18 protein-coding genes are annotated in these 18,628 nt (G+C 49.2%); 5 read left to right on the top strand and 13 right to left on the bottom strand.

The annotated features are described in order from the left end of the window. From lpxD to rpsB, 11 genes are all read right to left on the bottom strand, one after another. A partial coding sequence (lpxD, locus tag BZG79_RS01905; RefSeq protein ID WP_077773609.1) for a UDP-3-O-(3-hydroxymyristoyl)glucosamine N-acyltransferase occupies positions 1 to 968 on the bottom strand: 968 nt, incomplete at its 3' end. A 14-nt stretch (positions 969 to 982) separates the two neighbouring features. Next, entirely contained in the window at positions 983 to 1,492 is a 510-nt protein-coding gene (locus BZG79_RS01900) for an OmpH family outer membrane protein (protein ID WP_021021995.1), read from the bottom strand. 20 nt (positions 1,493 to 1,512) lie between these two features. Then, a complete protein-coding gene (gene bamA / locus BZG79_RS01895) occupies positions 1,513 to 3,945 on the bottom strand; it encodes an outer membrane protein assembly factor BamA (protein WP_077773608.1) in 2,433 nt (810 codons plus the stop codon). A 33-nt stretch (positions 3,946 to 3,978) separates the two neighbouring features. Further along, the gene (rseP, locus tag BZG79_RS01890) at positions 3,979 to 5,334 is read right to left on the bottom strand and encodes a sigma E protease regulator RseP (protein ID WP_021021997.1); all 1,356 of its coding nucleotides are present in this window, start codon (positions 5,332 to 5,334) and stop codon (positions 3,979 to 3,981) included. Next, complete coding sequence (gene ispC, locus BZG79_RS01885) at positions 5,331 to 6,527, bottom strand: 1-deoxy-D-xylulose-5-phosphate reductoisomerase (protein ID WP_077773607.1); 1,197 nt, start codon at positions 6,525 to 6,527, stop codon at positions 5,331 to 5,333. Before ispC ends, rseP begins: the two co-directional genes overlap by 4 nt. Before the next feature lie 18 nt (positions 6,528 to 6,545). Continuing rightward, the gene (locus tag BZG79_RS01880; protein WP_077773606.1) at positions 6,546 to 7,397 is read right to left on the bottom strand and encodes a phosphatidate cytidylyltransferase; all 852 of its coding nucleotides are present in this window, start codon (positions 7,395 to 7,397) and stop codon (positions 6,546 to 6,548) included. 15 nt (positions 7,398 to 7,412) lie between these two features. Continuing rightward, positions 7,413 to 8,183, bottom strand: a complete 771-nt coding sequence (locus BZG79_RS01875; RefSeq protein WP_021022000.1) for an isoprenyl transferase — start codon at positions 8,181 to 8,183, stop codon at positions 7,413 to 7,415. A 75-nt stretch (positions 8,184 to 8,258) separates the two neighbouring features. Then, on the bottom strand, positions 8,259 to 8,816 hold the full coding sequence (frr, locus tag BZG79_RS01870) for a ribosome recycling factor (protein WP_077773605.1): 558 nt from the start codon (positions 8,814 to 8,816) through the stop codon (positions 8,259 to 8,261). A 53-nt stretch (positions 8,817 to 8,869) separates the two neighbouring features. Beyond that, positions 8,870 to 9,598, bottom strand: a complete 729-nt coding sequence (gene pyrH, locus BZG79_RS01865) for a UMP kinase (protein WP_077773604.1) — start codon at positions 9,596 to 9,598, stop codon at positions 8,870 to 8,872. A gap of 83 nt (positions 9,599 to 9,681) precedes the next feature. Further along, positions 9,682 to 10,524, bottom strand: coding sequence for a translation elongation factor Ts (tsf, locus tag BZG79_RS01860; RefSeq protein WP_021022003.1), 843 nt, complete (start codon positions 10,522 to 10,524; stop codon positions 9,682 to 9,684). Between the two features lie 133 nt (positions 10,525 to 10,657). Continuing rightward, complete coding sequence (gene rpsB, locus BZG79_RS01855) at positions 10,658 to 11,386, bottom strand: 30S ribosomal protein S2 (protein ID WP_021022004.1); 729 nt, start codon at positions 11,384 to 11,386, stop codon at positions 10,658 to 10,660. A gap of 462 nt (positions 11,387 to 11,848) precedes the next feature. Here rpsB and map point away from each other — a divergent pair, with 462 nt between their 5' ends. The 3 genes from map to BZG79_RS01840 are packed head-to-tail and all read left to right on the top strand — an operon-like array spanning position 11,849 to position 15,753. Further along, complete coding sequence (gene map / locus BZG79_RS01850) at positions 11,849 to 12,643, top strand: type I methionyl aminopeptidase (protein WP_021022005.1); 795 nt, start codon at positions 11,849 to 11,851, stop codon at positions 12,641 to 12,643. A gap of 53 nt (positions 12,644 to 12,696) precedes the next feature. After that, on the top strand, positions 12,697 to 15,315 hold the full coding sequence (glnD, locus tag BZG79_RS01845) for a bifunctional uridylyltransferase/uridylyl-removing protein GlnD (RefSeq protein WP_021022006.1): 2,619 nt from the start codon (positions 12,697 to 12,699) through the stop codon (positions 15,313 to 15,315). 60 nt (positions 15,316 to 15,375) lie between these two features. Next, positions 15,376 to 15,753, top strand: coding sequence for a DUF3461 family protein (locus BZG79_RS01840; protein ID WP_021022007.1), 378 nt, complete (start codon positions 15,376 to 15,378; stop codon positions 15,751 to 15,753). Positions 15,754 to 15,787: 34 nt separating this feature from the next. Here BZG79_RS01840 and truC read toward each other — a convergent pair whose 3' ends face one another. Together truC and BZG79_RS01830 are read right to left on the bottom strand one after the other, a co-directional pair. Then, complete coding sequence (gene truC / locus BZG79_RS01835; protein ID WP_175993541.1) at positions 15,788 to 16,525, bottom strand: tRNA pseudouridine(65) synthase TruC; 738 nt, start codon at positions 16,523 to 16,525, stop codon at positions 15,788 to 15,790. Positions 16,526 to 16,533: 8 nt separating this feature from the next. After that, complete coding sequence (locus tag BZG79_RS01830; RefSeq protein WP_077576821.1) at positions 16,534 to 16,854, bottom strand: YqcC family protein; 321 nt, start codon at positions 16,852 to 16,854, stop codon at positions 16,534 to 16,536. 140 nt (positions 16,855 to 16,994) lie between these two features. Between BZG79_RS01830 and BZG79_RS01825 the strand changes: the two genes are divergently transcribed. Together BZG79_RS01825 and BZG79_RS01820 are read left to right on the top strand one after the other, a co-directional pair. Beyond that, positions 16,995 to 18,047, top strand: a complete 1,053-nt coding sequence (locus BZG79_RS01825; RefSeq protein ID WP_077773603.1) for a DUF3549 family protein — start codon at positions 16,995 to 16,997, stop codon at positions 18,045 to 18,047. Then, positions 18,037 to 18,351, top strand: coding sequence for a DUF3301 domain-containing protein (locus tag BZG79_RS01820; RefSeq protein WP_021022011.1), 315 nt, complete (start codon positions 18,037 to 18,039; stop codon positions 18,349 to 18,351). The genes BZG79_RS01825 and BZG79_RS01820 overlap by 11 nt, the downstream gene beginning before the upstream one ends. Positions 18,352 to 18,628 lie beyond the last annotated feature (277 nt).

The following is an 18,628-nucleotide window of genomic DNA, read 5'->3' as shown; positions in this document are numbered from 1 at the left end:
ATTTTGAGCACACGCGCGGCTGTTTTCCGCCACTCGCGGTTGGGCTGTAACGGAATACCGGACGAATACATGCCCGGCTCAGTGATTGGCCGCATCACCATCGCCATTCCTGTGATGGTCACGTTATCTGTGATTTCCATATGGCCATTAAACACGCTGGCGCCACCGATAATGCAGTGTTTACCTACTTTGAGGCTGCCTGCCATTACCGTTGCACCCGCGATTGCCGTGTTCTCACCAATCGAGACATTATGCGCAATCTGGCACTGATTGTCGATAATCACGCCATCAGCAATCTCGGTATCATCCAACGCCCCACGGTCGATAGTGGTACAGGCACCTATTTCGACTCGGTTACCAATCACAACCCGGCCAAGCTGAGGGATTTTAATCCATTTGCCTTTGTCATTGGCGTAGCCAAACCCATCTGCGCCGATCACTGTTCCTGCTTGAACCAAACAATCTTGACCGATAACGACATGATGATAGACGCTAACATTGGCCCACAGTTTTGTCCGCGCGCCGAGTTTTGCGCCCTTACCAATAAAGCAACCTGCACCAATTTGAACGTTGTCACCAATCAACGCCCCAGATTCAATCACCGCATTAGGGCCAATGGCGACGCCTTCACCTAGGACGGCATCACTTGCAACGACCGCTGACGACGCGATATCGGTGGCGCAGGCAGGGGTCGTATCTAAAATTTGTGCGACCTTCGCGTAGGCTAAATAGGGGTCTGACACCACCAAGGCATTGCCATGACAATAAGCAAGATCGCCTTCTTTAAGCATCACCGCGCTAGCACGACACAGTGCAAGACCCTTCCGATATTTCGGACTCGATAAGAAGGTAATTTGCCCTTCTCCCGCTGAATTCATCCCTGCAAGCGAGGTTATCGTTACAGCGCCGTCTCCGTGGAGCTGTGCATCCAGTTTTTCCGCTAATTCAGCGAGAGTAATTGAAACCATGGGCTCCTCGACGGTTAGTTAACTGCGTTAATCACTTTTTCAGACAAATCATCACTTGGGTTCGCATACAAAACGGCATTGGCATCAATCACGATGTCATAGCCCTCTTGCTCTGCTACTTTATCGACGGCTTTTTTCAGCTTTTGCACCAGCTTAGACTCTTCTTGGCCGCCGCGCTTGCGCTGATCTTCCTGCAAGGCTTTTACTTTGAGTTTATAGTCAGACTCCATCGACTGAAGCTCGCGTTGTAGCTTCACGCGCTCGTCTTCGCTCATCAGCTCACCATTACGTTTAAGTTTTTCTACGCCTTTTGAGAGCTTTTCTTTCAAACGTTCAATCTCTGCGACGCGATCTTTAAATTCACCACGCAATTTCTCATTGAGGTTATTTTTTTGCGCTAGCTGCGACATCACAGCGCCGGTTGATACGTAGCCCACTTTCTGTGCAGCATCAGCCGCTGATGCGTACATGGACGTGGTCAATACCGCGACACTCAGTCCCGCTGCTTTCAAAAATGATTTCACAATAGTCTCCTTTCTGATCATCAGAATGTGCGCCCGATCGTGAAGGTAAAGAACTCTTCATCGTCGCCAGGCTGGCTAGTTATAGGTTTTGCGATGGAAAACACCAAAGGTGCCATCGGTGACATCCACTGCAGTGCCACACCGTAAGCGGCACTGATATTGGATGGATCTGAATAATCCTTAATATTATCCCGGCCACTGTAAGCAGCAGCGGCGGATACGTCATACTCGGTATCCCACACTGAAGCGGCATCGATAAACACACTGGTACGGATTTGTTCGCGCGCTTCCTCTGAGGCAAACGGTGTTGGCACAATCAACTCGGCACTGGCGCGTGCCATAGCATTACCGCCTACAGAATCTGAAGAGCCGTAATCCCCTTCATTATTCTCAACATCATCACTATTTGGCTGAGGTGAACCACCCTTGCCATAGACTGCTTTCGGCCCAACCGAGTTTGAGCGGAAACCGCGCAACGAGGAGAACCCCCCCGCGTAATAGTTTTCATAAAACGGCAGCATATGGTCTTGGCCATTGGTTTGGCCATAACCGTTACCATACGCAAGTCGGCCACGCATCAATAGGGTGTATTCATGTTCTTGCGTCAACGGCACGTATTGGCGAATATCGTACTGCATTTTAAAATACTGAACGTCTGAGCCCGGTACTGTCATGCGGTAAGACGCTCGCTGATAATTACCGGCAGTCGGGAAGTAACCACGGTTAAGGCTGTTACGCGTCCATGAAACGGACATATCAAAATCATCGACTTCGAGTCCACCATTGTTCGTACGGTTATCATCGTGACGGTCAAGAAATTTCTTGATTTGGTAGTACTCACCAATATTTTCGATTTTGTTGTGGGTGTAACCGAGCGAGAAGTCGATCGAATTCAGCTCATCGGTCCAAAAGCCCCACGTCAGGTTGGTACCGTAACTCTCGTTGGTATACTCAACGATGTTGGCGTCACGCGCCTCAAACTCGTTGTAGAAGACCTTACCGCCAAGGCTGACACCGTCGAGGGTAAAGTAAGGGTCACGGTATTCAAGCGTTAGGTTTTTACGGTAATCATTGACCATGGCGTTGATGCCAAAGCGATTACCGGTACCGGCAAAGTTATCTTGCTGCAAACCGAGCTGTAAACTGGCGCCTGACTCGGTGCCATAACCGATACCAAAGTTGATGCTGCCTGAGTTAGCTTCTTTGACTTTATAGTTAACATCGACTTGATCGTCCGTGCCTGGTACGCGCTGAGTGTCCACTTCAACATTCTGGAAAAAGCCGGTACGACTCAACCGCTCTTTCCCCCGAGTGACCGCTTTGGCGTTTAGCCAGGTTCCTTCCAGCTGTCGCATTTCACGGCGTAACACTTCATCTTTAGACGTGGTATTCCCGGAAAAGCGGATATTGCGCACGTAGATACGCTTACCCGGCTCGACATTCACGGTCAGTGAGACTTGTTGATTGTCATCGTCAAAAGTCGGCATGGTATTGACTTTGGGGTAGGCAAAGCCGGTTTCACCAAGATGGCGCTTAATGGCCTCTTCGAGTGCAGTCACCTTATCGCCATTGTAGGTATCACCACGGGTAAAGCTGACCAATGAACGGTAAGTGTCTTCGTTTTGMGGATCGCCACGAAAGTTGACATCAGCAATCTCATACGGCTTGCCTTCATTCACATTCAGAGTGATGTAAACACCCTTTTTATCTGGCGAAATAGCCACCTGGGTCGATTCAACGCGAAACTTTAAATACCCACGATTGAGATAAAAATTACGCAGTTTTTCCAGATCGCCCGCAAGCACCTGCTTTTGATACTTTTCGTTGGCTAAGAAATTCCACCACGGCACATCGGCACGCAAATCGAAGCTATCGCGTAATGCGTCATCACTGAAGACGTCGTTGCCCACGAAATTGATCTGCTCAATCTTGGCCGAGACACCCTCAGTAAATACAAACTTCAAATCTGCACGGTTTCGTGGCAAAGGCGTAACAACGGCTTTTACCGACGCACTGTATTTACCCACACTGTAGTAAAAGTCTTCTAAACCTTTTTCAATTTTGCTGAGTTTAGTCCGATCAAGCGCCTCACCGACGCGCAACCCAGAAGAGGTGAGGTTTTCTTGTAGCTGCTCTTTTTTAATTGCTTTGTTGCCTGAGAACGAAATGCTCGCAATAGTAGGACGCTCCACGACTTTAACCAGCAAGGTTTGATCATCGCGATAGACGCGCACATCCTCGAAATTACCCGAGGCAAACAGTGCATTTATCACATCCGCCACATCCTCGTCGTCGACGTTGTCACCGACACGGACCGGCATCGATAGCAATGCAGCTCCTAAGCTGACGCGCTGTAGGCCTTCAAAGCGGATATCGCTTACCTCGAATGTGTCAGCATGCGCCATACTGCTGCTTACTAAAAGAGACGCTATTAATAGTTTTTTCATCGCCATGTGCTATCTGACTTATCCTTGAATACTAACCGTTTAAAGTCGGGCGAAGTCGTTAAACAATGCCACTGCCATCACCATCATCAACACGGCAGCGCCGATACGATACCCAAAGTCCTGTACACGCTCGGAAACCGGTTTTCGTGTCACAGCCTCAATCCCAAAGAACAGCAAATGGCCGCCATCTAATACGGGCAGAGGAAGTAAATTGATAATGCCTAGGTTCACACTGATCAGTGCCATGAACCCTAAAAATGAGATCAATCCGATCTCTGCTGTCATGCCCGCGCCTTTCGCGATCGATATAGGACCACTTAAGTTGTTCACACCCACATCACCGGTGATCAGTTTTTTTATCATATTGACGGTCATGCTGATCACTTGGCCCGTTTTATTGACCGCTTCTGGTATCGCCGCTAACGGCCCATATTGTTGCGTGAAACGGTATGATTCAGGCCATGCTGCCATTTGAGGAGCAATCCCCGCATACCCTGTCATTTGACCTTCAACGTCACGCGCATCCGGGGTGAGTGTCAAATTTTGCGTTTCCCCATCGCGGACGATTGTCAGCGACAAGCTTTGATTGGGACTTCGTTTGATCACCGCAACGAGCGCTTGCCATGATGCCAACTCAGTGTCATCCACGGCAACGATCTTATCACCTTGCTCGAGTCCAGCTTGCGCTGCCGCGCTCTGTTCAACCACTTGTGCGACCGACAATGTGATCGCGGGTCGATAAGGCGTGATGCCAAGCGTCGTCAAAGGCGATTGTTTTTCTGGATCAAACTGCCATTGCGTGAGATCTAGGGTGTAATCGCGTTGATAAGTTTGCGCCGGACTCTGTTTCGCAGTGAGGGTCATGCTCTCATCACCAATATGCCCGATCAACGCAAAATTAACCGCTTGCCAATCAGCGGTTTCGACGCCGGAAACTTGGGTTAGTTCCATTCCTGATTCGATTCCGGCTTCAGCCGCAATCGAGTTGGGGGATATTTCGCCGATCACAGGTTTGACAGCAGGAACACCGATCATCATCACCAGCCAATACGCAAAGGCGGCAAAGATAAAGTTAGCGATAGGGCCGGCGGCGACAATGGCGCTACGTTGCCATAGGGGTTGGTTGTTAAATGCGCGGTGCTTGTCTGCGTCAGGAACAGCCTCAATACGCTCATCCAACATYTTGACGTAGCCACCGAGCGGGATCGCAGCAATCACGTATTCGGTATTGTCTTTGCCGTACCAGCGCCATAATGCGCGACCAAAACCAATTGAAAAACGCTCAACCTTTACACCACAGCGACGAGCGACCCAAAAGTGACCGTATTCGTGAATTGCAACCAGTATGCCAAGCGCGACAATAAACGCCGCCGCGTTCCAAAGAAAATCGCTCATTTTGTCACCTTAGTAATCTGCTCATTGGCAGCCATGCGAGCTATTCTATCCAGCTCAAATAAGCAATCCAAGCTTGTTGGCGTGGGAAGCGATGATTGGGTCAATACCTGCTCATTGATGCGAGCAATATCCATAAAGCTGATCTYTCCGGCAAGAAACGCGGCGACAGCTTGCTCATTGGCGGCATTGAGCGTGGTGGTTGCTGCTTGCCCCTGCTTACAGGCTGCGATCGCGAGCGAAAGACAAGGATAACGACACGCATCCGGTGCCATAAAAGTAAATTCGCCAATTTGAGTGAAATCAAGAGGCGCTACCGACGCTTGAACGCGATCAGGATATCCCATTGCATGAGCAATCGGCGTACACATATCGGGCGTACCCAATTGCGCGAGCACCGAGCCATCACACATCTGTACCATGGAGTGGATCACTGACTGCGGGTGGATCACCACGTCCAGTTGATGAGGCTGGGCGTTGAATAACCATCGCGCCTCAATGTATTCCAAACCTTTATTCATCATGGTTGCTGAATCGACCGAGATTTTTGGCCCCATCGACCAATTAGGATGTGCGATGGCCTCTTCAACACTGACGGTCGCTAAGCTTTGTGGGTCACGATAGCGAAATGGTCCACCCGAGCCTGTTAGCAAAATTTTATTGACGCCGGCCGATTGCAAATCACAGCGTCCAGGCTGTTGCTGCACGGATTGCGGCAAGCATTGAAAGATCGCATTGTGTTCACTGTCGATGGGCAGCAGCTCAGCGCCGTATTGATAAACAGCATCAATAAAAAACTGCCCAGACATTACCAAGGCTTCTTTATTGGCAAGCAGCACCCGTTTGCCCGCTTTAACCGCCGCCATTGTTGAAGACAGCCCGGCCGCGCCAACAACTGCCGCCATCACCATATCCACTTCAGGTAATGCCGCAAGGTGACATAAACTGTCCTCGCCAGCGAGTACTTCGGTGCCGATCCCTCTTTCACGCAACGCATGACGCAACTGTTGCGCTGACGCGCGATTGGCCATCGCGGCGTAAGCAGGTTGCCAATCGACACATAACGCAATCATTTTCTCGACATTGGTATGTGCAGCCAATGCCGTCACTTCAAACTTTTCAGGGTTGGCTGCAACCACTTTTAAGGTACTGGAGCCAATAGAACCTGTGGCGCCTAATACGGTGATTCTTTGCATGTCGAAGACTCGTTTCACTTAATTCGCAAATGCGAAGTACAACACGGTAAACACTGGGAACGCTGCCGTTAAGCTATCAATGCGATCAAGAATGCCCCCATGACCTGGAAGCAAATTACCACTGTCTTTCACGCCAGCGACGCGTTTAAACATGCTCTCCGCTAAGTCACCCAACACGGACGCCAAGGCGGTCACCACAGTGACAGCCAAGAACACGCCAACATTGGCGAAATGGAYGTTTAACAGATGCGTCCCTAACCAGGTCACTGCCACTGCCGCAGTGAGCCCACCCAGTAATCCTTCGAGGGTTTTATTCGGGCTGACCGCAGGGGCCATTTTATGTTTACCGAACTTTTTCCCGGCAAAATAGGCACCACTATCTGCGCACCAAACAAGAACAAAAACCAGCAGCACTAACTTGGCGCCATAAAAAGAGGAGAACTGGTAGTCTGTTGCACGCAACAGCAAGACACTCCACATAAACGGTAACAGGGTAACGAGACCAAAGAGTAGGCGTAGTAACTTGCTGTGGGTCCAATATGCCCCTGAGCGAGGGTATGAGAGCACTAACACGGTTGCGAATAGCCACCAAGCCGCGCCGGTTGCCGCCAGTGCGAAAGGTGGCAGTGTGACATGCCCGAGCGCCATGGCACTAAAAGGAATACTAAAGAGCGAAAGTGCCAGCGCTGCAGCGGGGATAATAAAGGTAAAAAGACGCGAAGACGCCGAGACAAACTGCGTCCATTCCCAAAGTCCAATTAAAGTGACAGCCGCTATCGCTGCAACAAATGCAGGAAACGGTAAGTAAAAGACTCCAGCGACCACTAACGGGACTAACAAGGCCGCGGTTAAAACACGTTGTTTGAGCAAACTGATTCCTCGTGGTTACTTATCCGTTGTTATCATGGCTTTAATTTGCTCGCCGGTGCAGCCAAAACGTCGTTCACGATTGACATACCAAGCCACGGCATCATACAAACTTTGTTCGTTGAAATCAGGCCAATATTGCTCGGTAAAACATAACTCTGCATAGGCAGCTTGCCATAAAATAAAGTTACTGATGCGGCATTCGCCGCTGGTGCGGATCATTAAATCGACATCCGGTAAATCTGCCAACATTAAATGACGCGCAATATCCTGTTCCCCAATATCATTGGGTTGTAAGTGACCGGCGACAACCTGTTCAGCGACACGACGTGTTGCCTGGGTAATATCCCATTGCCCACCGTAATTCGCCGCAATATTGAGTACCAAACGGTCATTATTTGCCGTTAACGCTTGAGCTTCGGCAATTTTCGTTTGCAARGAAGGGCTGAATCGAGAGGTGTCACCAATAATGCGTAATTGCACACCGTGACTGTCGAGCCGTTTAGCTTCACGCGATAGCACATTGATAAATAGCTCCATCAATACGCTGACTTCGTCTTCTGGACGACGCCAGTTTTCACTACTAAACGCAAATAAAGTTAGCGCTTTCACACCAAGCTCAGACGCCGCCTTGACGGTCTTACGTACCGCTTTGACGCCCGCTTTATGCCCGAACACACGGGCTTTTCCGCGAGCCTTGGCCCAGCGTCCATTGCCATCCATGATAATGGCGATGTGTTGCGGTAAAGCGGCAGATTCGAGCTGCGCATCAAGAGACTGGGAACTCATGTTTCTCCTTGGCAAATAAAAAGCGCTGTACTGCACGCACAGCGCTTTAGCATTGGCGGTAAAGTCTAATGAGATTTAGACTTCCATCAACTCTTTTTCTTTTGCATCAAGAAGTGTATCAACATTCTTAACCGCTTCATCAGTCAACTTTTGAATGTCATCTTGCGCACGGTGCTCGTCGTCTTCTGAAATTTCTTTGTCTTTTAATAGTGCTTTGAGATCACCATTGGCATCACGACGGATGTTACGTACTGCAACACGCGCATTTTCACCTTCAGAACGAACAACTTTCACCATGTCTTTACGGCGATCTTCGGTCAGTGGTGGCAAAGGCACACGGATCACGGTACCTGCTGAGGCTGGGTTCAAGCCTAGGTCAGAGGTCATGATCGCCTTTTCAACCGCTTGGGTTACTTGCTTATCATATACGCTAATCGCCAAGGTACGCGAATCTTCAGCAACAATAGACGCAAGTTGGTTTAAAGGCGTTTGCGCGCCGTAATACTCAACGGTAAGGCCTTCTAGTAGGCTTGGATGTGCACGCCCAGTGCGCAGTTTACCTAATGTGTGCTTAAGCGCTTCTACACTTTTTTCCATACGCGCTTTGGCGTCGTCTTTTATGTCATTAATCACGGGAATATCCTTGCGATTGAATTAATTTGTAAGATTATGCCACCAATATTGGCTTAGCTGTTAGTGATCAAGGTGCCTTCTGCTTCACCCATCACGACACGGCGTAACGCACCTGGCTTATTCATGTTAAATACACGAAGAGGCAGTTTATGGTCGCGTGCAAGTGTAAATGCGGCCAAATCCATCACTTTCAACTCTTTTTCTAACACATCTTGATATGTCAGCGAGTCATAAAGTGTTGCATCTGGGTTTTTGGTTGGATCATCACTGTATACACCGTCGACTTTGGTCGCTTTAATCACCACATCGGATTCAATTTCAATACCGCGTAAACAGGCAGCCGAGTCGGTAGTAAAGAAAGGGTTACCGGTCCCAGCAGAGAAAATCACCACCCGACCATTACGAAGTTGGCTGATGGCTTCCGCCCAGTTATAGCTGTCACATACACCGTTTAGAGGAATCGCTGACATCACTCGTGCGTTCACATAGGCACGATGAAGTGCGTCACGCATCGCCAAACCGTTCATCACGGTGGCTAACATACCCATGTGATCGCCCACAACACGGATCATTCCCGCCTCAGCAAGACCCGCACCACGGAATAAATTCCCGCCACCGATGACCAATCCTACCTGAACACCCAGCTCGACCAGTTCTTTTATTTCTTGCGCCATACGATCAAGCACGGTGGGATCGATACCGAATCCATCTTTGCCCTGCAGGGCTTCACCGCTCAGTTTAAGTAAAATTCGTTGATATGCAGGCTTAGGATTTGTAGTCATTTCACTACCTTTCTATTAGGCACTAATTAGGGAAGAAGGTTATGGAAGACCGCGGCGAGCACCGCGGTCTGAGTCAGCAAGAATTAGCTTTGTTGTACAGCAGCAACTTCTGCAGCAAAGTCTACTTCTTCTTTCTCGATGCCTTCGCCCACTTCAAAACGGATGAAGTTAGTCACTTCGGCACCTTTTTCTTTCAGCATTTGACCCACAGTTTGTGCTGGATCCATCACGAATGCTTGACCTGTCAGAGAAATTTCACCGGTGAATTTCTTCATACGGCCAACAACCATTTTCTCTGCGATATCAGCTGGCTTGCCTGATTCCATTGCGATATCAACTTGAATTTTCTTCTCTTTTTCAACAACGTCAGCAGGCACATCTTCAGGGTTCACGTAGTCAGGCTTAGACGCGGCAATGTGCATAGCAACGTGCTTGATGGTTTCTTCGTCAGCTTTCGCAGCAACAACCACACCGATACGATCGCCGTGACGGTAAGAACCGACTTTCTCGCCTTCGATGAATGAAACACGGCGGATATCCATGTTTTCACCGATTTTTGCAACAAGCTCAGCACGCTGCTGTTCGAATTTTTCTTTCAGCGCGTCGATTGCTAGGCCTTCAGCCAGTGCTGTTTCTGCCACTTGGTTAGCAAATGCAGCGAAATTCGCGTCTTTAGCAACAAAGTCAGTTTCACAGTTAATTTCAACGATCGCAGCTTTGCCGTCGTTTTCTTTAACTAGGATGACACCTTCAGCAGCAACACGGCCAGCTTTCTTCGCTGCTTTTGCCGCGCCGCTCTTACGCATGTTTTCGATTGCAACTTCGATGTCAGCGTTCGCTTCAACCAGTGCTTTTTTACATTCCATCATGCCAGCGCCAGTGCGCTCGCGCAGTTCTTTAACCAGGGCAGCGGTAACAGTTGCCATTGTTCAATCCTCGATTCGAAACTATTTTGGGTAAAAAACAGGGGCCCGATATCGGCCCCTGCTAACCATACTTAGCTTACAGCATGAAAGATGACACGCTGATGGCTAAGAACGCTCACAAGGAGCTGTCGTCTTACTCAGCGACTTCAACCAGCTCGTCTTCTGCTTGCGTGACGATGTCTTGGCTACGGCCTTCTTTGTAAGCGTCAGACGCTGCGTTCAGGTACAGTTGGATAGCGCGAATTGCGTCATCGTTACCTGGAATTACGTGATCAACGCCGTCAGGGTTAGAGTTAGTATCTACCACTGCAAAGACTGGGATGCCCAGATTATTCGCTTCTTTGATGGCAATGTGCTCGTGATCTGCATCGATAACGAACATTGCATCAGGTAGGCCGTTCATGTTCTTGATACCACCCAGTGATTTGTCGAGTTTTTCCATCTCACGGGTGTACATCAGCGCTTCTTTTTTGGTCAGCTTTTCAAACGTACCGTCACTCGCTTGAGTTTCCAGATCTTTTAGACGTTTGATAGATGTGCGAACGGTTTTCCAGTTGGTCAGCATGCCGCCCAACCAACGGTTACTTACATAAAACTGCTCGCAGTTTTCTGCTGCCGTTTTTACCGCTTCGCTTGCTGCGCGCTTAGTACCAACAAACAGAACTTTACCTTTACGCTCACCGATTTTTGACAGTTCAGCCAGTGACTCGTTGAACATTGGTACGGTTTTTTCAAGGTTGATGATGTGCACTTTGTTACGTGAACCAAAAATGAATGGCTTCATTTTTGGGTTCCAGAAACGAGTTTGGTGACCGAAGTGTACACCCGCCTTGAGCATGTCGCGCATTGAAACAGTAGCCATGATAAATTCCTCTCGGGGTTAGGCCTCCACATATCCCATTTACCGACCCGTTAGTGGGCACCCCGGTCAATGTGTCGATATGTGTGTGATTTAAGAATAAAAATGATAATTGAACCCCATCAAACTGAAACCTAGCTCGGCTAGACCTAGCATGGCTAGATTGATCATAATGACGGTTTTCGGCGCGCTTTATATCACAAACACATGGGTAAAATCCAGTTAAATTGCGCGCGCAATCCGCCTAAACCTATACGATGACCGCGCGGAATGCTTCTCTTTCTGTTTCTTCCATGGACATGGCTTGGTACCATATAGTCACTATTAGACAGTTGCTAATCCTGCACCGCTGAGACAAGCGTAGCAGGGCGTCAGTGGCTGTGCTTAATGATACAAAACGTGACTTGAATCATGCTCTCGTTTTAACGTTATCATTGAGCATCCCGAATAAAGAGAGAAAGCAAAATGACAATCCCGATTAAAACAGAAGAAGAAATTGAAAAAATGCGCGTAGCCGGTCGGCTCGCTGCTGACGTGCTCGTGATGCTTGGCGAGCATGTTAAGCCTGGGGTCACCACCCGTGAGCTAGACGACATCGCTCACCAGTATATGACTGACGTACAAGGCACCATTCCTGCCACATTGGACTATCACGGTTTTCCTAAATCCATGTGCACATCAATTAATCATGTCGTTTGTCATGGTATACCTTGTGATGAAGATGTACTCCAAGAAGGCGATATCGTCAATATTGATGTCACCGTGATCAAAGATGGCTACCATGGCGATACCTCAAAGATGTTTTTAGTCGGGGAAGTGTCTCTCGAAGACAAACGTCTTTGCCGTGTCACGCAAGAAAGCCTGTATCACGCGATCAAAAAGGTAAAGCCAGGTGCGACTGTTGGTGATTTAGGGACAGCGATCCAAAAGTTCATCAAGAGCAGCAACACGCGCTACTCCATCGTCAAAGAGTACTGTGGGCATGGTATTGGCGCGAGCTTCCATGAAGATCCACAAGTGGTGCACTACAAAAACAACGACCGTACCATTCTTAAACCTGGCATGTGTTTTACTATTGAGCCTATGATTAACGCAGGGAAGTATGGGACCGTACTGGATGAGGACGATGATTGGACGGTCTATACCATCGATGGTAAAAAGTCGGCGCAATGGGAGCACACGCTGCTGGTGACCGACACAGGGGTTGAGGTGTTAACGTTACGAGAGGAAGAAAGTCTCCCACGTTACATCAACCACTAATCTAGAAATAAGAGCCGGTTTCGTTCCGGCTTTTTTTTGCGCAAAGGATCGCCATGACAGACACGGTAATTACGCCACAACATTTGGGGGATGATCAACTCGACCCCATCACGCTAAAGGCACAGTTCCAACAGCTACTTGAACAGCAAAAGCAAGATTTCCTTGCCAATGTTCCCGTTGCCGAGTTGGTTTATCAGCGTACCGATTATATGGATGCCCTTCTGGTTAGGTTATGGCATCACTTTGGTTTTGATCAAAGCCCTCTTGCGCTGGTCGCGGTGGGCGGCTATGGCCGGCGTGAATTACACCCTCTGTCTGATATTGATCTACTCCTACTTTGCCAAGCACCGCTAAATGCTTATCAGCAGCAAAGCCTCAGTGATCTACTCACCTTGTTGTGGGACTTAAAATTAGAAGTCGGCCACAGTGTCCGGACTGTCGAAGAGTGTATTGACGTTGGGCTGGATGATCTTACCGTGGCGACTAACTTACAAGAGTCGCGCCTTTTATGTGGCGATTCACAATTGTTCGAGGCGCTCGAGGCCCGTGTGCACCATGATAGCTTTTGGCCCAGTGAACGCTTTTATCAAGCGAAAGTCGACGAGCAAAAAGCCCGACATCGCCGCTATCATGATACCGCTTATAAACTCGAGCCAGATTTAAAACTCAGCCCTGGCAGCTTACGCGATATTCATACCCTATCTTGGATTGCGCGCCGTCATTTTGGTGCCACCAGCTTAAGAGAAATGAGCGATTTTGGCTTTTTGACTGATGCTGAGTATCGTGAACTTAACGAATGCCAAAACGTGCTGTGGCGGATCCGTTTTGCCCTTCATCTTGAGCTGCGCCGCTACGACAACCGACTGACCTTCGCCCACCAAACCTCAGTGGCTGAACTCCTCGGCTACCGGGGCGACGGTAATCGTGCGGTCGAGACCATGATGAAAGATTTCTTTCGCACCCTCGGACGCGTGGGGGAGCTCAACAAGATGCTGCTGCAAATCTTTGATCAGGTGATCATCGATAATGGTCGGTCTGGAGAAGTCGACGTATTAAGTGATGACTTCCAACGCTGCGGACGGACTATTGAGGCACGCAAACCTGCTTTATTTCAAGCACGCCCTGAGACTATCTTGGATATGATGCTGCATATCGCCGACGACACCTCGATCGAGGCCATCGCCGCCCCCACTTTACGTCAACTGCGTACCGCTCGACGTCGACTTAACCACTTTTTGTGTCAGCAAGACGATGCAAGAGAAAAATTCATGGCACTCATACGCCACCCAAACGCTCTGCATAAAGCGTTTGGGCTAATGCATCGCCACGGTGTCATGTCTGCGTACCTCCCACAGTGGAGTCAAATTGTCGGACAAATGCAGTTTGATTTGTTTCATGTCTATACGGTTGATGAACACACGATTCGTTTGCTCAAACATATGCGTTTGTTTGACGATGAAGCTAATCGTGAGCGCCACCCCATTTGTTGCGATGTATTTCCGCGTCTTGCACGAAGAGAGCTGTTGCTGGTTGCGGCTATTTTTCATGATATAGGCAAAGGCCGTGGAGGCGATCACAGTGAAATTGGCGCGATTGAATCCCATGATTTTTGTCTTGACCACGGTTTATCAAAGCCAGAAGCCAACATTGTCAGTTGGCTGGTACGTAACCACTTACTGATGTCTGTCACCGCCCAGCGTCGCGATATTTACGATCCCGATGTCATCACCGACTTTGCCAAAGAGGTCCGCGACGAGGAGCGGCTCGATTTGCTTCTCTGCCTGACCGTGGCAGACATTAATGCCACTAACCCAGACTTGTGGAATAGTTGGAAGCGTACCTTAATTGCTGAGCTTTATTATTCCACTCAAAAAGCCTTACGACGTGGGCTAGAAAACCCACCGGATGTCCGAGAACGGATCCGGCACAACAAACATCTCGCTGCTGCCATGTTACGCAAGCAGGGGCACAGTCCACGAGAAATTGAAGTATTATGGCAACGTTTTAAAGCGGATTATTTTCTTCGCCATACCCACAAGCAAATAGCTTGGCATAGTGAACATCTGCTCCACCACGCCGATGATAAGCCGCTGGTGCTCGTCAGTAAAAAAGCGACCCGTGGCGGCACAGAAATATTCGTTTACTGCCAAGACAGGCCGAGCTTGTTCGCACGCGTCGTTGCCGCCCTAGATAAGAAAAACCTCAGTGTCCATGATGCCCAAGTCATGACCAGCAAAGATGGCCACGCACTCGATACCTTTATGGTGCTCGATCAAAACGACGATGCGATTTCTATCGATCGTCATCCTAGAATTATCGACGGGGTTGGGAAAGCACTCAACGAGACCGGCAAGATCACTATTCCCAAGCGTCGCTCACCGCAAAAGTTACAACATTTTTCGGTGAAAACGCAGGTATTGTTTCTCCCCACCAAAAACGGGCGACGTACACTCATGGAATTAGTCGCGCTCGATACGCCAGGGCTATTGGCACGCGTCGGTGCGGTTTTTGCTCGGCAAAATGTGAGTGTTCACGCGGCTAAAATCACCACCATCGGTGAGCGCGCAGAGGACTTTTTTATCGTCACAGATCTCGACAATCAAGCGCTCACTTCTGAACACCAAGCACAATTGAAAGCGGCGCTCGAGAAAGCCCTCTCGCAAGCCAAATAATACCAGGGAATCGCGCGGGTAAGACGCGCAACCATAACGATGTCTAACCATGAGGTGGCTATGTATCAACAGTTAAAGAATATCGGTGTTGAACACCCTGAAAAAATAGAGCGGTACTCGCTCCGTCAAGAAGCAAGCTACGATACGCTCAAAATCTATTTTAGTAAGCCAAAAGGCGATCTGTTTGCGCGGAGTATGAAATTTAAATATCCGCGGCAGCGTAAAAATGTGGTCGTCGACAGCGGTACAGGTCGCTCAAAAGAAGTAACAGAGATAAACCGGAGCCTCTCTTTGGTCATTGATGAGCTCGACCAGATCGTACAACACGAGCATACCGAGCAAGACGTGAAGCAAAAAGTGCTTACCGACCTACGTCACCTAGAAAAAGTGGTCGCCAGTAAGATTGCAGAAATCGAGGCCGAACTCGAAAAGCTGTAAGGGCGGCATGCGAGTACACCGCCCATAGCAAGGTCTAGTTATCGTATGATGACGCCGGCGCTTCCCAGCCCAACTGTTCAATAACATGCTGCCAGACTGTATCCAAAGGCGCATGAATAAAAACAGTCTTGCCACTAGCTGGGTGCGTTAGCGTCATCTCACTGGCGTGCAATAGCAGCTGATGACAATTAAATTGCTCTCTAAACACACGATTGTGGCGACCGTCTCCATGAGTGGTGTCACCAATGATCGGATGGCTTAAGTGGTGCATATGCCGCCGCAATTGATGCTTTCGTCCAGTATGAGGTTGCATCGCTACCAAGCTATAACGACTGGTGGCATAGCGTCCGGTTGCGATCGGCAGCTCAACTGTCGCCAATGGCTGATAGTCAGTCACCGCCGCTTTTGCTGTCGCCGGTTGGCTGGCGTGTTTATCCGCTATTTTGTCTTGTTCTTCCACCAGCGGGTAATCCAACTGGCCAGCATGGGAAATCCAGCCTCGAACAATGCCATGGTAAGCTTTTTTGACCTGCCCTTCAGCAAACTGCGGCATCATCTTAGAGGCCACTTCACTGGATAACGCAAACACCAAAACGCCCGACGTCGGCTTGTCCAGTCGGTGCAATGGATAGACATGCTGGCCAATTTGATCTCTCAAGGTTTGCATCACAAATCGGGTTTCCCCTTTGTCTAACCAAGAGCGGTGGACCAGCATCCCTGACGGTTTATTTACCACCACTAAATGCTCGTCACGGTATAAAATGTTCAGCAAAGTATCGGTCATTGATCAGAAAACAAGTTATCAATTCGAACAACGACAGCAACCACGTCACTATGGCCTGCCTGCTCTTTCATTGCTTCTTCCACGTACGGTGAGATTTCAAAGTTACGTGGCAAAGCTTGCTCTGTCTTGATAAGCGCTCGCATCTTAGGCACAAAAACCCATTGCAACCATTCGTGGCACGCCAGTGTATCGACAGCAAACGGTTCAGTGCTGGCTAGCCGCTCAGTTGACGGTGGCGTCGTCTGCCATAGCGCGTGATCGTTTAGCACTTGCTCTAATTCATCAAGGAGTTGTTCACATTGTTGGCGAAGAGTCATTGACAACCTCATCATTACTCGACCGATAAAGCGCGAAGCATAGCACGAACCGATTCAAGACGACATTAACAAGGCGAGCATTGCAGGGATAAAAACTGATATACTCGCGGCTAATTAAGCGATAACGAAGAGCGGATATCATGCAAACGGTTCACGCCCTCAGCGCCCTATTTGATCAAGCTGGTTGCCAATTCAGTGTCTATGATTTAGGCCGTCGAGTGTGCCGCCTGGAAGAGGCATCTTTTCGTGCCGTCGAGGCCAACCAACAACCTTACCCTCACCCATTACGTCAGCAAGCGCATATGGCCGTGGCTTTTTGGCCACAAGGTGGCACGCCTTGGGTATGGTTTTTAAAAATGCCTTTAGATGAGCGAGGGTTATTAAATCACACTGCAATGGGGGATTTCCTTCAGTATGTCAGCGCGGCGATGGGTGAGAGCCTGACCGCGACGCCAAACAAGGCACAGCGCGAGAAACTGGCCAACAATCCTTATACCTTTACCCCAACTGACGACAAGATGGCGATGTTTCACGCCTCACTGACCTATCAACTGGGTCATCCTGCCAGCCAGTACTATGACCATGCCCAGCATTACCTCAATGGCGAGCTCGGCTGGGATAATTGGCAAGGCGTTGGACTTCAGGGGCTAGCGGATACCTGCGTGCGTATGCAGGAGCAAAATAATGCAACTCGAGTTCGTAAAGCACTGAATAACATACCTAGCACACCACTATATGCGCTGTTAGGTTGTTTGGAGCATTGTGAAATTAACGCGAAATTAGCGGAAAGTTTACGCGAGATGTTTACTCAAATGTGCCAAAACCAAGATGTCGACTTGTTTTTGGTCAGTGCATTACTTCGTGCTCATGCTGGGGCGCCTTCAGACACCGAGCACCAACTGATAGAAGCGGTGCTTGCAAGGCCAGAGCTCCACCACCGAGAAATTTTTGTCGCTATTGCCGGTCGCTGCTGGCGTAGCTTAGCCAATGAATCCGTGCTTGACTACTTTTTGATTGCCTTGGCAGACCACCAAGATGCAGCATTATTTCAGCAAATCTATACGGATTTGGTCATGTTACCACCGTTACGCGGTGCACTACTGACGCGGCTCCACGGTCATACATCACCCGCCCTGGCTCAGGCCATGGCTCGGATGCAACAGGCCGTGACACAAACATCACATGATCACTGATCTATTGACCATCTTGCTGGTTGTCGTCATTGCCTTGCTATTTTGGCAACAGCGGCGGCAATCTGAGCAAGCTCACCAGCATATTCGTCAATACTGTCAACGAATGGAGTTACAATTACTCTCAATCGCGCGCGGTCGCCACACCATGGTCAAAACGAAGGCTGGTTGGCGATGGGTAACGTACTATTGGTTTGAGTTTTCAGCGACGGGTAATGATCACTACACCGGTCAAGCACAGCTTTATGGACTAAGGCTGAAAGCGATTGATACGCCTGTTCATACGATGCCGGGGCAATCCGATTGATCGATGAGAAGATCGTCAATSCAAAGGCCCTCCCTAGTATAAAGACCTTAGGGCAAAGACCTGAGTACAGAGACCTGGGTGCACAAACATAGTCGCGCATCGTGATAAGCTGTACTAGATTATAAATATGATGCGCACGCTGAGGGTGTTTTTGCTAATGCGTGACAGGGAGTCACCGAGTGTCGGCCACCGAGTGTCGGCCAAAGCACTCAAAAAGGAAAGGGCGCAGCTTGCGCCGCGCCCTAAAGTTTTACTTGCAGCTATCCTGCTACGAAAA

Origin of the sequence: Salinivibrio sp. MA427 (assembly GCF_001996115.1) — a bacterium.
Classification (GTDB): domain Bacteria; phylum Pseudomonadota; class Gammaproteobacteria; order Enterobacterales; family Vibrionaceae; genus Salinivibrio; species Salinivibrio costicola.
The sequence above is the reverse complement of the archived record's forward strand: the minus strand, read 5'-3'. Positions and strand labels throughout refer to the sequence as shown.